Genomic DNA, 13,955 nt, shown 5'->3' with positions numbered 1-13,955 from the left:
GGCGACCATGACCGAACCGGCGCCCTCCCTGGACGAAGCCCCGCAGGGCCTCGACGAGGTGCTGCCCTCGGTGGTCGACAACGTGGCGCTGGCGCGGCTCTATGGCGAGCCGCTGTTCAAGCTGCCGCAGGACCTGTACATCCCGCCCGACGCGCTGCGCGTCTTCCTCGAGGCCTTCGAGGGCCCGCTGGACCTGCTGCTCTACCTGATCCGCAAGCAGAACTTCAACATCCTCGACATCCCCATGGCCGGGGTCACGCGCCAGTACCTGGAGTACGTCGAGGAAATCCGCGCCAACAACCTCGAACTGGCGGCCGAGTACCTGCTGATGGCCGCGATGCTGATCGAGATCAAGTCGCGCATGCTGCTGCCACCCAAGAAAACGGCCGAGGGCGAAGAGGCCGAGGACCCGCGCGCCGAACTCGTGCGCCGCCTGCTCGAGTACGAGCAGATGAAGCTGGCCGCGCAGCGCCTGTCCGAGGTGCCCCAGTACGGCCGCGACTTCCTGCGCGCCCAGATCTATGTCGAGCAGGCGCTGCAGCCGCGCTTTCCCGACGTGGACATGGTCGACCTGCAGAGCGCCTGGCGCGACATCCTCAAGCGCGCCAAGCTCGTGCAGCACCACAAGATCAGCCGCGAGGAGCTGTCGGTGCGCGAGCACATGAGCATCGTGCTGCGCCAGCTGCAGGGCCGCCAGTTCGTCGAATTCGGCGACCTGTTCGACACCAGCCGGGGCGTGCCGGTGGTGGTCGTCACCTTCATCGCCATGCTCGAGCTCGCCAAGGAAACCCTGATCGAGCTGACCCAGGCCGAGGCCTTCGCGCCCATCTACGTGCGCCTGGCCTATACCCCCACATCATGAGCCCCCACGCTCCGCCGCTGCGCGGGTCGCGGCCCCCCAAGGGGGCTGAGCCGCCTTGGGGCGGCCCGGCGGCGGCTCGTACTCCGTCCTCCAACAGCACATGACCCAACACTTCGACGTCCTGGTCATCGGCAGCGGCCTGGCAGGGCTGTCGACCGCCCTTCACCTGAGCGCCACCCACCGCGTGGCCGTCATCACCAAGCGCGCCCTGCTCGACGGCTCGAGCAACTGGGCCCAGGGTGGCATCGCCGCCGTGCTGGCCGAGGGCGACAGCTACGCCTCGCACGTGGAAGACACCCTCGTGGCCGGCGCCGGGCTGAGCGACCGCGAGGCCACCGAGTTCACGGTGGAGAACGCACCCGCCGCCATCGCCTGGCTGCGCGAATTGGGCGTGCCCTTCTCCACCGCCGACGGCGAGCTGCACCTCACGCGCGAGGGCGGCCACAGCCACCGACGCATCGTGCACGCGGCCGACGCCACCGGCGCTGCCGTGCAGGCCACCCTGGTCGAGCGGGTGAAGGCCACGCCCGGCATCCAGGTGTTCGAGCACCACATGCTGGTGGATCTGATCACCGAGCGCCATGTCGGCGGCTGCGGCGAGCGCCGCTGCTTTGGCGCCTACGTGCTCGACACCGTGCGCGACGAGGTGGTCACCTTCGCGGCCCGCCACACCGTGCTGGCCACGGGCGGCGCGGGCAAGGTCTACCTCTACACCACCAACCCCGACACCGCCACGGGCGACGGCATCGCCGCCGCCTGGCGCGCGGGCTGCCAGGTGGCGAACATGGAGTTCATCCAGTTCCACCCCACCTGCCTGTACCACCCGCACGCCAAGAGCTTCCTCATCACCGAGGCCGTGCGCGGCGAAGGCGGCATCCTCAAGCTGCCGCCGCACCTGGGCGGCCACCGCTTCATGCCCGACCACGACCCGCGCGCCGAACTGGCGCCGCGCGACGTGGTGGCGCGCGCGATCGACTTCGAGATGAAGAAGCATGGCCTGGACTGCGTGCACCTGGACATCTCGCACCAGAGCCCCGAGTTCCTGCGCGAGCACTTCCCCAACATCCTGGCGCGCTGCGCCGAGCTGGGCATCGACATCACCAAGGAGCCCATCCCGGTGGTGCCGGCCGCGCACTACACCTGCGGCGGCGTCGTCACCGACCTGCAGGGCCACACCGAGATCGCCGGCCTGTACGCCGTGGGCGAGACCACCTGCACCGGCCTGCACGGCGCCAACCGGCTGGCGAGCAATTCGCTGGTGGAGTGCATGGTGTTCGCGCAGGCGGCGGCCAGCGCCATCCGCGCGCACCAGGCACCCGACACGCCGGCGCTGCCGCTGTGGGACGACAGCCGCGTGACCGACGCCGACGAGATGGTCGTCATCTCGCACAACTGGGACGAGCTGCGCCGCTTCATGTGGGACTACGTGGGCATCGTGCGCACCGACAAGCGCCTGGAGCGCGCGGCGCACCGCATCACCCTGCTGCAGCGCGAGATCCATGAGTTCTACGCGCAGTTCCACGTCACGCGCGACCTGCTGGAGCTGCGCAACCTGGTGCAGGTGGCCGACCTGATCGTCATGTCGGCCATGCTGCGCCGCGAAAGCCGCGGCCTGCATTTCAGCCTGGACCACCCGGGCATGCTGCCCGAGGCGAAGCCGACGATTCTGGTGCCGCCGGGGCGGTGAGGCAGCCAGCGAGCCCGCACCGGCGGTAACGTGGTTCTGCCGGGATCACGTCAATTGATCTCGTTGGGGCCAATGAGCGTGGGCTTGCCGAATCCCAGGAATGGCTTGACGCAGCGCCAACGCGAGTGCTTCACGGGACGCGCCTGTGATGCTTCGTCCAAGGCTTGAATGCTCAATCGGCAGATGTGGTCCTGCAAATCCGTCGACAGCACATAGCGTTTGCCTTCCTCCGGTGTGAACCGAAGAAACAATGGGCCGCAGGAGGCGTCGTTGGTGTATGTGGTGGCCGCGAAGGCGATCGCCTGGCCAGCGGGGAAGTGGGTGATCTTGGTCCTTGGAAGTTTCTCGATCCGATTCAGATTGCCCAAGGACATGAAATTGGCCAGACCATGAAAGCGCTGTACTGAAGCAGGGAGCATCTCGCGCCTTCTGACACGGGCGACCATGTCCTCGGATTCGGGCTCACACAGCTTGTCTCCCACACGCTGCTGAAAGACCGCGATCGCCACGGAGTTCGTCGTGAACTCGACGACGGCGCTTCCTGGCGGAGGCGCGGAGCCCACCTCATCTTCGATCGCTTGTTCGGCATCGGGGTAGTACTGAACGGGCGGAGTGGCGCACCCCGTCAGTACTGTGCTGGCGGAAAACACGACGCAGCTCATCAACAGCCTGATCCGGCCACAGGTTTCGGTATTCATTGTCCCACGCACATTAGTTTGGGAAGTCCACTTCAATCGGTTTTTTCTTTGGATCCGCCAGAAAGCGAACATAGGTTTCGACGGCCAACTTGTATTGGGCGAAACTGACTTCACCGCCTTCGCCTTGGCTGTATAGCCCCTCGAACCAGACTTTGTCAGGGGTGATGTAGGTGACCCAGGCATTGCCATCGGATTCGATATAGGCCGATTCACCGGATTCAATCTGGCGAATTTCCTCGAGTGCCGTAGCTCCCGAGCCGTCAGCACTTTGGACGTCCCCGTCAATCGCCGAGCACATCAATCTGAAATGTTCAACCGCGCCCCCCGCGTCATCGACCACTTCGATCCTTGGCGTCGCCCTGGACATCGCCCTCGATGCGCGGGGCGCTGATCACCGCACCGTCCAGGGTGGTGTCGCCCCCGGACTCGACCACCACCTTGTCTGCCGCCGTGACGTGGGTGTTGGTGTGGCTGATGGCCTGCCCCTCGGCGTGGCCACGCCCCGCGCTGGCGCTGGCGGTGACGCCCCAGCCGGAGTTGGCGCCGCCCAACTGCCAGCCGATGCCCACGCTGCCCGAGCGGTTCTCGCTCTCGGTGCGCTCCTGCACGGTGTTCTGTGCCGCGCCCAGGTCCACGTTGCCCTCGGCCTTCAGGCGCACGGTCCGGCCCGCGTTGAGCTCGCTGCCGCGGACCTGGATGTCGCTGTCCTGGCCGGCCCCTTCGGCGATGAACGTCACGTTGCCACCGGCGTAGACGCGGCTGGCGGCCACCTCGCTGGCCTGGTTGTCCACCGCCGCGCCCGGCGTGTGCAGGACGGCGAGCCGCTGTAGCGGTAGTCCTGGTAGAGGCCGGCCACGCTCTGAAAGTAGCTGTAGCGGCTGGCGTTGAAGCCCAAGGCCCAGTATCCCAGGGGCAGCGAGTAGTACAGGCTGGTGTTGCGCGTACCGCGCGCGCCAGGCTCGCCACCCCCCAGGTCCCGGCCCTGCGTGAGGTAGAACAGGTCGTTGAGCGTCCACCAATGGTCCGCGCTGAGCGTGGCGCTGAGCTGGTAGCGGCCGGTGGCCCGGGTGCCGCTGTCGTCGAGCGAGAGGTTCAGGCGCAAGGGCAGGGCCTGCCTCCAGCGGAGGACGAGTTCGCTCTCGGCGGGCCCTTTGCCGGGCACGATCTGGATGTCCGCCTCCACCGTGGGCACGCGGCGCAGGTTCTCCAGCGCCTGCTCGATGTCGCGCAGATTGAGGATGTCGCCCACGCGGACTGGCACCGCGTTGAGCTGCGTGGCGCGCGGCGAGGTGCCGTCGGCGAAGCGGATGGCGCTGATGCGACCGGGCAGCAGGCTCAGCCGCAGGGTGCCCTGCGACAGGTTTTGCGGCTCGAGCAGGATGCGCGAGGTGGTGAAGCCCCGGGCCGTCAGCCGCCGCTGCGCGCGGGCCACCGCGATCGACACCCCCTCGGTGCCCAGGCAGCGGCCAACGGCCGGATCGGCGCCGGCGACGAGGTCTTGCAGGACAAACTGGAAGCGATCGCTTTCGGCGCCCGTCAGCGCAATGTGCCGCACGGGAACGCACGGCGCTTCGTGTTCGGGCCAGTGCAGCGCAGGCAGCGGCACATCGGGCGTGCCCCACACCTCGGCGCCGCGTTGCAATGCCTCGCGCTGCTGCAGTTGGCGCTCCTCGGCCCGGCGCTGTTCGGTGGGGGCGCGCGCGCTGGCCTCGGCCGCGGTCTGTGCCCAGGCGGGCGCGACCAGCAGGGAAAGCAGCAGGCCACAGGCCTGCATCGGGCGTTGATGGGTCACGGGGTGCAAGCGGTCGGCCTTGGAAAAGGCGCGAATTACAACCGCGGCGCCCGGTCACAACGGGCGGGGGGTATGCATGGCCGGCCAGTGGCCGGCGCGGTGGTTCAGCGCCCGTCCAGCACCGCCGGCAGCCAGCCGCGCAGGCTGTTGAGGAAGGCCCACTCCCGCACCCGCTCCAGGGCCGACAGCGGCACCACCGCTTCGCGCAAACGCCCTTCGTCCAAGGCCAACTGCCGGGCGATGCCCGGCAGCAGCCCGCAGTCCAGCGCGGGCGTGACCCAGCCCCCGTCGAAGCGCAAGGCGATGTTGCCCCGCGTGCACTCGGTCAGCTCGCCGTCGTCGTTCCACAGCAGCGTGTCGAACACCCCGGGCGCCACGCGTTCGGCCGCTTCGTAGTGCGTGCGGCGCGTGGTCTTGTGGCGCACGAAGGGCGAATGCGCGGCCGCGAAGGGGCGCTCGGCCAGCCGCAGACGCACCGGCGTCGGCGAGGTGGCCATGGCATGGGCCGTGGCCCACACGCGGCCGTCGCTGCGGCAGAGCACGCGCACGCGCCAGGGGCCCGTGGAATGCGCCTCGACCAGCGCGCGCAAGGCGCGCGACCAGGCCTCTTCGGTCCAGGCGAAGCCCAAGTGGCGCGCCGAGCCCGCCATGCGCGCGCGGTGGCGTGGCTCATGCCGCCAGCGGCCGTCCTCCAGCAGCAGGGTTTCCAGCAGCTCGAACGGTTCGGCCGCGCGCACCGCGAAGGCGCCCTTGTGCTGCCATTCGCGCCATTCGGCGCGCGCGCGCGAACCCGAGGTGACGCCGCTGCCCACGCCCAGGGTCAGGGCGCGTTCGCGAACCACCACCGTGCGGATGGCCACGTTGAAGGTGGCGCCGCCGCCCGGGCGCAGCACGCCCACGGCGCCGCAGTACACGCCGCGTGCGCCGGCCTCGTGCTGCACGATGCGGCGCATGGCCTGGCGCTTGGGCGCGCCGGTGACGGAGCCGCATGGGAACAGGGCGCGCAGCAGGTCCACCAGCGCCACGCCCGGCCGCGTGCGCGCGCGCACGTCGGAGGTCATCTGCCACACCGTGGGCAGCGGGCGGGCGTCGAACAGCGAGGGCACCGCCACCGAACCCGGCCGCGCGACCCGAGAGAGGTCGTTGCGCAGCAGGTCGACCACCATCACGTTCTCGGCACGCTCCTTGGGACAGGCCACCAGGCGCGCGGCCTGCGCCGCGTCCTCGCGCGGGTCCAGGCCGCGCGGCGCGGTGCCTTTCATGGGCCGCGTCAGCACCTGGTCGCCATCCCAATCGAAGAACAGCTCGGGCGACAGGCTCAGCACCTGCTGCCCGCCGCCGTCGACATAAGCCGCGTAGTCCGCGGGCTGTTCGCACCGCAGGCGCTCGAACAGATCGAGCGCGCGGCCTTCGTGCAGCTCGCCGCGCCAGCGCGCGGTGTGGTTCACCTGGTAGACCTCGCCGGCCTCGATGGCCTGCAGCAGGGCCGCCAGCGCGGTGTCGAAATCGGCGCGGACGCCGGGTGCGTCGGCCCAGTGCGCGCGCACGGCGGGCGGGTCGCGCGGCGGGTCGGTGTCCATCGACAGCGGGGCATCGTGCACGCCGAACCAGGCCAACGGCCCCTCGGGCACGTGCGTGGCGAGGGCGGGGTCGAAGGCGCCCGCGGCCTCATAGGCCAGCCAGCCCACCACCCAGGCGCCCTGCCGCGCGGCGGCCTGCGCGGCCTCGATCACCGGCACGAGCCCGGACAGCGCGTCGGCCCGCAGCACGGCGCGCGGTGCGCCGAAGTCGAGCCGCAGCGCGGCGTGCGACGCCAGACCGCTCGCCGCGAAAGCGAGCCGGGCGTGCACGCCCTCGGCGCTCACGCGGCGCCGATGTTCGGCACCAGCGCGCCCGCGTCCTGGCCCGACTTGTGGGCGGCGGTGAAGGCCAGCATGCGGTCGATGGGCAGGCGTGCGCGCGGGATCAGCCCGGGGTCCACGTGGATCTGGTTGAGACCCTTTTCCAGCACCTGGGCCACGCCCGCCAGCCCGTTCATGGCCATCCAGGGGCAGTGCGCGCAGCTCTTGCAGGTGGCGCTGTTGCCGGCCGTGGGCGCCTCGATGAAGACCTTGCCCGGGTTCTGTTGGCGCAGCATGTGCATCATGCCCTTGTCGGTGGCGACGATGAACGCCGGCGCGTCCAGTTCCTTGGCGGCCTTGAGGATGGCCGAGGTGGAACCCACCGCGTCGGCCAGCGCGATCACGTCGGCCGGGCTCTCGGGGTGCACCAGCACCTTGGCCTTTGGGTGCTCCTGCTTGAGCGCCGCCAGCTCGAAGGCCTTGAACTCGTCGTGCACGATGCAGGAGCCGTTCCACATCAGCATGTCGGCGCCGGTCTCGCGCTGGATGTAGCCGCCCAGGTGCTTGTCGGGCGCCCAGAGGATTTTGTGGCCCTTGTCTTTCAGCGCGCGCACGATGTCCAGCGCGCAGCTGCTGGTGACCAGCCAGTCGGCGCGCGCTTTCACCGCCGCGCTGGTGTTGGCGTAGACCACCACGGTGCGGTCGGGGTGCGCGTCGCAGAAGGCGCTGAACTCATCGATCGGGCAGCCGAGGTCCAGCGAGCAGTTCGCGTCCAGGTCGGGCATGAGCACGGTCTTCTCCGGGCTCAGGATCTTGGCCGTCTCGCCCATGAAGCGCACGCCCGAGACCACCAGCGTCGTGGCCGGGTGGTCGCGCCCGAAACGCGCCATCTCCAACGAGTCGCTCACGATGCCGCCGGTGGCGATGGCCAGGTCCTGCAGGTCGGGGTGCACGTAGTAGTGCGAGACCATGACCGCGTTGCGCTCCTTCAGCAGGCGCTTGATGCGCTCCATGAGCTCGGCGCGCTGCTTCGGCCCGGGCTCCACCGGCACACGGGCCCAGGCGTGCTGCGTGGGACAGGCGGGCTGTTCGTACTCGACGTCGATGATGGCTTCGTTGCTCATGGACTGGCTCCTCACAGCGCCTCGAAGCGCATGGAAAAGTCGATCGCCTTGACGTCCTTGGTCAAGGCGCCGATGGAGATGCGGTCGACCCCGGTTTCCGCCAGGGCCCGCACGGTGGACAGGTTGACACCGCCCGAGATTTCCAGGATGGCGCGACCGGCGTTGCGGCGCACGGCCTCGCGCAGCGTGGGCAGGTCCATGTTGTCCAGCAGCACCATGGTGGCGCCGCAGGCCAGGGCCTCGTCGAGCTGCGCCAGCGTCTCGACCTCGATCTCGACGAAGCGCGCGGCCGGCGCGGTGTCGCGCACGCGCTGCAGCACCGCGGCCACGCCGCCCGCGGCGGCGATGTGGTTTTCCTTGATCAGCACCGCGTCGAACAGGCCGATGCGGTGGTTCACGCCGCCGCCGGTGGTCACGGCGATCTTCTGCGCCAGCCGAAGGCCCGGCAGGGTCTTGCGCGTGTCGACGATGGCCGCCCGCGTGCCGGCCACGGCCGCCACATAGGCGGCCGTCTGCGTGGCCACGGCCGACAGCAGCTGCAGGAAGTTCAGCGCCGTGCGCTCCGCCGTCAGCAGCGGCTGCGCGCGGCCTTCGATGCTGAGCACGGTCTGGTCGGGCTCGCAGCGCGCGCCCTCGGCCACGTGCCAGGTGAGCGTGGCCTGGGGGTCGAGCGCGTGCACGGCGGCGGTGACCCAGGGCGTGCCGCACAGCACGGCGCTCTCGCGCGCGATCACGCGGGCGCGGGCCGGACGCGCCGCATCGACCAGCGCGGCGGTGAGATCGCCCGTAGCCACGTCTTCGGCCAGGGCGCGCGCGACGTCCTGCGCGGCCAGCGCGGCGATGTCGGCGGAGGTGTAGTCGCTGAGGTGTTTCATCGTGGGAAAAAGGCCGGTGAAAGAGCCATCGGAAAGACCGTCCGGGAGGCATGCCTCCGAATGGTGCAATGCACTATAGTCCCGCATTCTCGTTCACCGCCCGGCCTGCGCCGGACCACGACATGAGCAACCCCACCCCCGCCACACCCTACGGCACGCTGCCGGCGGCCTCTCCCCTGCCCGCCCGCAAGCCCGTGAGCCTGCCTCGACTGGCCGAGCTGCGCGAGCGCGGCGAAAAGATCACCATGCTGACCGCCTACGACGCCACCTTCGCGGCCGTCGCGGACGCGGCCGGCGTCGAATGCATCCTGGTGGGCGATTCGCTCGGCATGGTCTGCCAGGGCCTGGCCAGCACCGCCGGCGTGACGCTGGAGACCATGGCCTACCACGTGGAAAGCGTGGCGCGCGGCCTGCGCCGCGTGCAGGGCACGGCCTGGCTGCTCGGCGACCTGCCCTTCGGCAGCTACCACGAATCGAAGGAACAGGCCATGCGCAGCGCCGCGCAGCTGGTGCACGCGGGCGCGCACATGATCAAGCTCGAAGGCGGCGGCTGGACCGCCGACACCGTGCGCTTCCTGGTCGAGCGCGGCATCCCCGTCTGCGCCCACCTGGGCCTCACGCCGCAGACCGTGCACGCGCTCGGTGGCTATCGCGTGCAGGGCCGCGACGACCAGGCCGCACTCACGCTCAAGCGCCACGCGCTCGAACTGCAGGACGCCGGCGCCACCATGCTGGTGCTGGAGATGGTGCCGGCCGCGCTGGCGGCCGAGATCACCCAGCAGCTGCCGCGCTGCCACACCATCGGCATCGGCGCCGGCAAGGGCACGGCCGGCCAGGTGCTGGTGATGCACGACATGCTGGGCATCAACCTGGGCAAGAACCCGAAGTTCGTGCGCAACTTCATGGACGGCGCCAGCTCGGTGCGCGAGGCCATGGCCAATTTCGTCAGCGCCGTCAAGAACGGCCAGTTCCCCGATGACAGCCTGCACGCCTGGTGAGATGAAAGTCGTTCACACCATCGCCGAACTGCGCGACGCGCTGCGGCCCTTCAACTCCCCCGCCCTGGTGGCCACCATGGGCAACCTGCACGCCGGCCACCTCGCGCTGATGAAGACCGCCAAGCCGTTGGGCGACGTGGCGGTGGCGAGCATCTTCGTCAACCGCCTGCAATTCGCGCCGCACGAGGATTTCGACACCTACCCGCGCACCCTGGAGGCCGACTGCGAGAAGCTGCGCGGCGCCGGCTGCGACATCGTGTTCGCGCCCAGCGAGCGCGAGATGTACCCCGAGCCCCAGGGCTTCAAGGTGCAGCCGCCCGCCGAACTCGCCGACATCCTCGAAGGCCATTTCCGCCCCGGTTTCTTCACCGGCGTGTGCACGGTGGTGATGAAGCTCTTCCAGTGCGTGTTCAGCGAGGCCAAGGGTCGGCGCAGCGCGCTGTTCGGCCTCAAGGACTACCAGCAGCAGCTGGTCGTGCGCCGCATGGTGAAGCAGCTGGCGCTGCCCATCGACATCGTGAGCGCCGCCACCGAGCGCGCCGCCGACGGCCTGGCGCTGAGCTCGCGCAACAGCTACCTGAGCGAGAGCGAGCGCGCCGAGGCGGTCCAGCTCTCGCTGGCGCTGCGCGCCCTGGCGCGCGACGCGCTGGCGGCGGCCGACGGCCTGGAGCGCCAGCTGCCCGCCCTGGAGCAGCGCGCCATGCAGGCCCTGGCCGCGCGCGGCTGGCAGCCCGACTACCTGACGGTGCGCCGCCGCGAGGACCTGCAGGCCCCGAAGGCGGGCGATGCGCTGGTGGTGCTGGGCGCGGCGCGGCTCGGCAATACGCGCCTGATCGACAACCTGGAAATCTGAAGCGCCGACCCGGCCTCAGAGGCCCTCGGCCTTGGGGTCGCGCCCCATGAGCGCGGCCACCGCCTCGTCGGGCCGCAGCCGGCCTTCGAGCAGGGCCACCACTGCGTCGGTGATGGGCATGTCCACGCCCAGCCGCTGGGCGCGTTGCGCCACGGTGCGCGCGCTGTACACGCCCTCGGCCACGTGGCCCAGCGAGGCCACCGCCTGCTCCAGCGTCTGGCCCTTGGCCAGGAGCCGCCCCACCTGCCGGTTGCGCGACAGGTCACCCGTGGCCGTGAGCACCAGGTCGCCCAGGCCGGACAGTCCCATGAAGGTCTCGGCGCGCGCGCCCAGGGCCAGGCCCAGGCGGGTCATCTCGGCCAGGCCGCGCGTGATGAGCGCGGCGCGCGCGTTCAGGCCCAGGTTCAGCCCGTCGCACAGGCCGGTGGCGATGGCCAGCACGTTCTTCACCGCGCCGCCGACCTCCACGCCGGCCACGTCGTCGTTGGCGTAGATCCGCAGCGTCGGGCCATGGAGGGCGTTGACCAGGGCATCGCGCACGTCGGCGCGCGCGCTGGCGGCCACCAGGGCCGTGGGCTGGCCGCGCGCCACCTCCTGCGCGAAGCTGGGGCCGCTGAGCACGCCGGTGGGCAGGCCCGGCGCCACGGCGGCGGCGATCTCGTGGCCCAGCAGGCCCGCCTCGTCGGCCGAGGCCGCGCGCTCGAAGCCCTTGCAGAGCCAGGCCACGGGCACGGCCAGACCGCGCAGTTCCTGCAGCCAGCCGCGCAGCGCGGCCATGGGCGTCGCCACGATGACCAGGTCGGCCTCGGCCAGCAGGGGCGCGGCCTCGCCCGAGGCCACGCACAGGCCCTCGGGCAGGGCCAGGCCCGGCAGGTAGCGCTGGTTCTCGCGCTGGCGGTCGATGGCGATGGCCTGCGCCGGGTCGCGCGCCCACAGGCTCACACGGGTGGCCCCGTGCCGCGCGCCCGCAATGGCCAACGCCGTGCCCCAGGCGCCGGCGCCCAGCACCACGGTGCGCGGCGGTGCGGCGTGCGTCATGCGCGGGGGATCAGGTGATGATGCGCGGCGCCTCGGCCGTGTCCTGGCCCGCCTGCTGCTGTTCGTACATGGCCTGGAAGTTGATCTCGGCCAGGTGCACGGGCGGGAAGCCGGCGCGCTGGATCAGGTCGGCGACGTTGCCGCGCAGGTAGGGGTAGACGATCTGCGGGCAGGCGATGCCCATGATCGGGCCCATCTGGTCGTCGGGCAGGTTGCGGATCTCGAAGATGCCGGCCTGCTTGCATTCCACCAGGAACACCGTCTTGTCCTTGATCTTGGTGGTGACAGTGGCCGTCACGCGCACCTCGAACACGCCCTCGGCCACGGGCTGGGCGTCCACGCCGAGCTGGATGTCCACCGTGGGCTGCTCCTGCTCGAGCAGGATGGCCGGCGAGTTGGGCTGCTCCAGCGAGGCTTCCTTGAGGTAGATGCGCTGGATCTGGAAAACGGGCGTGTCGGTGTCGGCCATGGTGCGTCTCGGGTGTCGGGAATGAAAAAGCCCGCCGGGGAAGTCCCTCAGCGGGCACAGCGGCGGATTATGTCAGCCGCGAATGGCGGCCGCCTGTCAGGCGGCCTGCAGCAGCGGGGCCAGGCCCCCGCGCGCGTCCAGGGCGTGCAGGTCGTCGCAGCCACCCACGTGGGTGTCGCCGATGAAGATCTGCGGCACGCTGGTGCGCCCGGCCCGTTCCGCCATCCGGGCGCGCAGCTCGGGCTGGCCATCGACCACGATCTCTTCGTAGTCCGTCACGCCGCGGGCCTGCAGCAGGGCCTTGGCGCGGTGGCAGTAGGGGCAGTAGTCGCTGGAATAGATGGTGACCTTGGGCATGCGGACGCTCGCAGACAAAACCCAATGATCAGGCTTTCTCGCTCGGCAGGCCGGCGGTGCGCCAGGCACCCATGCCACCCGTCAGGGATTGCGGATTCTCGTAGCCCAGCTTCTTGGCCACCGCCACGGCCCGGTTGGCGCGCGCGCCGGTCGGACAGACGAAGATCAGCGGCAGGGCCTTGTTCTTGACGGCGCCGGGCAGCTTGGCCTCCAGCTCGTCCAGCGGCAGATGCCTGGCGCCGACGATGTGTCCCTCGGCGAATTCCTTGGCGTCGGAGACGTCGATCACGACCGCCTTCTGGCGGTTCATCAGCGTCACGGCGTCGTTGGCGTTGAGGGTGCCGGTGCGTCCGCCGGCCTTGACGGCCGGCCACACCAGCAGGGCGCCCGACACGAAGGCCACGGCGATCAGGACCCAGTTCTCGATGAAGAAGCTCACGGTGTTACCTTGGAGGGAAAGGCCGCGATTCTAAAATGCGCGGTTTCCGATCCTTCCGGCGCCCGGCGCCCCGCACTCCGCCATGCACAAGCTCGTCCTGATCCGCCACGGCGAATCCACCTGGAACCTCGAAAACCGCTTCACCGGCTGGACCGACGTGGACCTCACGCCCACCGGGGTGTCGCAGGCCCTGTCGGCGGGGCAACTGCTCAAGGCCGAAGGCTACGACTTCGACGTCGCCTACACCAGCGTGCTGAAGCGGGCCATCCACACACTCTGGCACGTGCTCGACGCCATGGACCGCACCTGGTTGCCGGTGGTCAAGAACTGGCGCCTGAACGAACGCCACTACGGCGCCCTGCAGGGCTTGAACAAGGCCGACATGGCCGCAAAGTACGGCGACGAGCAGGTGCTGGTCTGGCGCCGCAGCTACGACACGCCGCCACCCGCCCTGGAGCCCAGCGACCCGCGCAGCGAGCGCAGCGACCGCCGCTACGCCCGCCTCAAGCCCGAGGAAGTGCCGCTGACGGAATGCCTGAAGGACACCGTGGCGCGCGTCATCCCGTTCTGGAACGAGGCGCTCGCGCCGGCCATCCAGTCGGGCAAGCGCGTCGTGGTGGCGGCGCACGGCAACAGCATCCGCGCCCTGGTGAAGTACCTCGACGGCATCTCCGACGCCGAGATCGTCGGCCTGAACATCCCCAACGGCATCCCGCTGGTCTACGAGCTCGACGAGCAGCTCAAGCCGGTCCGCCGCTACTACCTGGGCGATGCCGAAGCCGCCGCCCGGGCCGCCGCCGCCGTGGCGGCTCAGGGCAAGGCCTGATCCCCTCCGCCCGCCTGGACGGGCGAAACCGCCGCCGGCCGGTGGGGAACCCCGACGAGGCCCCATTCTCCAAGGTGTATATTGGCCCGCAGGGCC

The 13,955-nt window shown here is 70.3% G+C and carries 16 protein-coding genes; 5 read left to right on the top strand and 11 right to left on the bottom strand.

What is annotated here, in order from left to right; all coding sequences use genetic code 11:
- Positions 1-7: 7 nt before the first annotated feature.
- Together BHU06_RS00955 and nadB are read left to right on the top strand one after the other, a co-directional pair.
- Positions 8-862: a ScpA family protein gene (locus BHU06_RS00955; RefSeq protein ID WP_070397269.1), complete on the top strand. Its 855-nt coding sequence runs from the start codon at positions 8-10 to the stop codon at positions 860-862.
- A 100-nt stretch (positions 863-962) separates the two neighbouring features.
- Entirely contained in the window at positions 963-2,549 is a 1,587-nt protein-coding gene (nadB, locus tag BHU06_RS00950) for an L-aspartate oxidase (protein ID WP_070397268.1), read from the top strand.
- A gap of 50 nt (positions 2,550-2,599) precedes the next feature.
- Here nadB and BHU06_RS00945 read toward each other — a convergent pair whose 3' ends face one another.
- The 7 genes from BHU06_RS00945 to nadC all read right to left on the bottom strand — a co-directional run bounded on the left by BHU06_RS00945 (position 2,600) and on the right by nadC (position 8,879).
- Positions 2,600-3,247 carry a hypothetical protein gene (locus tag BHU06_RS00945; protein ID WP_070397267.1) on the bottom strand — a complete coding sequence of 216 codons (648 nt, stop codon included), beginning with the start codon at positions 3,245-3,247 and terminating at the stop codon, positions 2,600-2,602.
- 13 nt (positions 3,248-3,260) lie between these two features.
- Complete coding sequence (locus BHU06_RS22295; RefSeq protein ID WP_139146904.1) at positions 3,261-3,587, bottom strand: hypothetical protein; 327 nt, start codon at positions 3,585-3,587, stop codon at positions 3,261-3,263.
- Positions 3,577-4,038, bottom strand: coding sequence for a hemagglutinin repeat-containing protein (locus BHU06_RS00940; RefSeq protein WP_070397266.1), 462 nt, complete (start codon positions 4,036-4,038; stop codon positions 3,577-3,579). Before BHU06_RS00940 ends, BHU06_RS22295 begins: the two co-directional genes overlap by 11 nt.
- Entirely contained in the window at positions 3,981-5,039 is a 1,059-nt protein-coding gene (locus BHU06_RS00935) for a ShlB/FhaC/HecB family hemolysin secretion/activation protein (protein ID WP_254668097.1), read from the bottom strand. The genes BHU06_RS00940 and BHU06_RS00935 overlap by 58 nt, the downstream gene beginning before the upstream one ends.
- A 104-nt stretch (positions 5,040-5,143) precedes the next feature.
- Positions 5,144-6,904 carry an aminodeoxychorismate synthase component I gene (gene pabB / locus BHU06_RS00930; RefSeq protein ID WP_353744336.1) on the bottom strand — a complete coding sequence of 587 codons (1,761 nt, stop codon included), beginning with the start codon at positions 6,902-6,904 and terminating at the stop codon, positions 5,144-5,146.
- A complete protein-coding gene (gene nadA / locus BHU06_RS00925) occupies positions 6,901-8,004 on the bottom strand; it encodes a quinolinate synthase NadA (RefSeq protein WP_070397265.1) in 1,104 nt (367 codons plus the stop codon). Before nadA ends, pabB begins: the two co-directional genes overlap by 4 nt.
- Before the next feature lie 11 nt (positions 8,005-8,015).
- Entirely contained in the window at positions 8,016-8,879 is an 864-nt protein-coding gene (nadC, locus tag BHU06_RS00920; RefSeq protein ID WP_070397264.1) for a carboxylating nicotinate-nucleotide diphosphorylase, read from the bottom strand.
- A 122-nt stretch (positions 8,880-9,001) separates the two neighbouring features.
- Between nadC and panB the strand changes: the two genes are divergently transcribed.
- Together panB and panC are read left to right on the top strand one after the other, a co-directional pair.
- Positions 9,002-9,877, top strand: a complete 876-nt coding sequence (gene panB / locus BHU06_RS00915; RefSeq protein WP_070397263.1) for a 3-methyl-2-oxobutanoate hydroxymethyltransferase — start codon at positions 9,002-9,004, stop codon at positions 9,875-9,877.
- Between the two features lies 1 nt (position 9,878).
- Positions 9,879-10,730, top strand: a complete 852-nt coding sequence (gene panC, locus BHU06_RS00910; protein WP_070397262.1) for a pantoate--beta-alanine ligase — start codon at positions 9,879-9,881, stop codon at positions 10,728-10,730.
- 15 nt (positions 10,731-10,745) lie between these two features.
- Here the strand turns inward: panC and BHU06_RS00905 are convergent, their stop codons facing one another.
- From BHU06_RS00905 to BHU06_RS00890, 4 genes are all read right to left on the bottom strand, one after another.
- Entirely contained in the window at positions 10,746-11,768 is a 1,023-nt protein-coding gene (locus tag BHU06_RS00905; protein WP_070397261.1) for an NAD(P)H-dependent glycerol-3-phosphate dehydrogenase, read from the bottom strand.
- A gap of 10 nt (positions 11,769-11,778) precedes the next feature.
- The gene (gene secB, locus BHU06_RS00900) at positions 11,779-12,237 is read right to left on the bottom strand and encodes a protein-export chaperone SecB (protein ID WP_070397260.1); all 459 of its coding nucleotides are present in this window, start codon (positions 12,235-12,237) and stop codon (positions 11,779-11,781) included.
- A gap of 96 nt (positions 12,238-12,333) precedes the next feature.
- A complete protein-coding gene (gene grxC, locus BHU06_RS00895; RefSeq protein WP_070397259.1) occupies positions 12,334-12,594 on the bottom strand; it encodes a glutaredoxin 3 in 261 nt (86 codons plus the stop codon).
- Between the two features lie 28 nt (positions 12,595-12,622).
- Positions 12,623-13,033, bottom strand: a complete 411-nt coding sequence (locus BHU06_RS00890; RefSeq protein WP_070397258.1) for a rhodanese-like domain-containing protein — start codon at positions 13,031-13,033, stop codon at positions 12,623-12,625.
- An 82-nt stretch (positions 13,034-13,115) separates the two neighbouring features.
- On the opposite strand from BHU06_RS00890, the gene gpmA reads away from it, so the two are divergent.
- Positions 13,116-13,859, top strand: coding sequence for a 2,3-diphosphoglycerate-dependent phosphoglycerate mutase (gene gpmA / locus BHU06_RS00885; protein WP_070397257.1), 744 nt, complete (start codon positions 13,116-13,118; stop codon positions 13,857-13,859).
- The last annotated feature ends 96 nt before the right edge of the window (positions 13,860-13,955 follow it).

Source organism: Hydrogenophaga sp. PML113, assembly GCF_001777155.1.
In the GTDB taxonomy this organism is placed as follows: Bacteria; Pseudomonadota; Gammaproteobacteria; order Burkholderiales; family Burkholderiaceae_C; genus Hydrogenophaga; species Hydrogenophaga borbori.
Note: the sequence above shows the minus strand (reverse complement) of the source record. Positions and strands in the feature narration are given on the sequence as shown.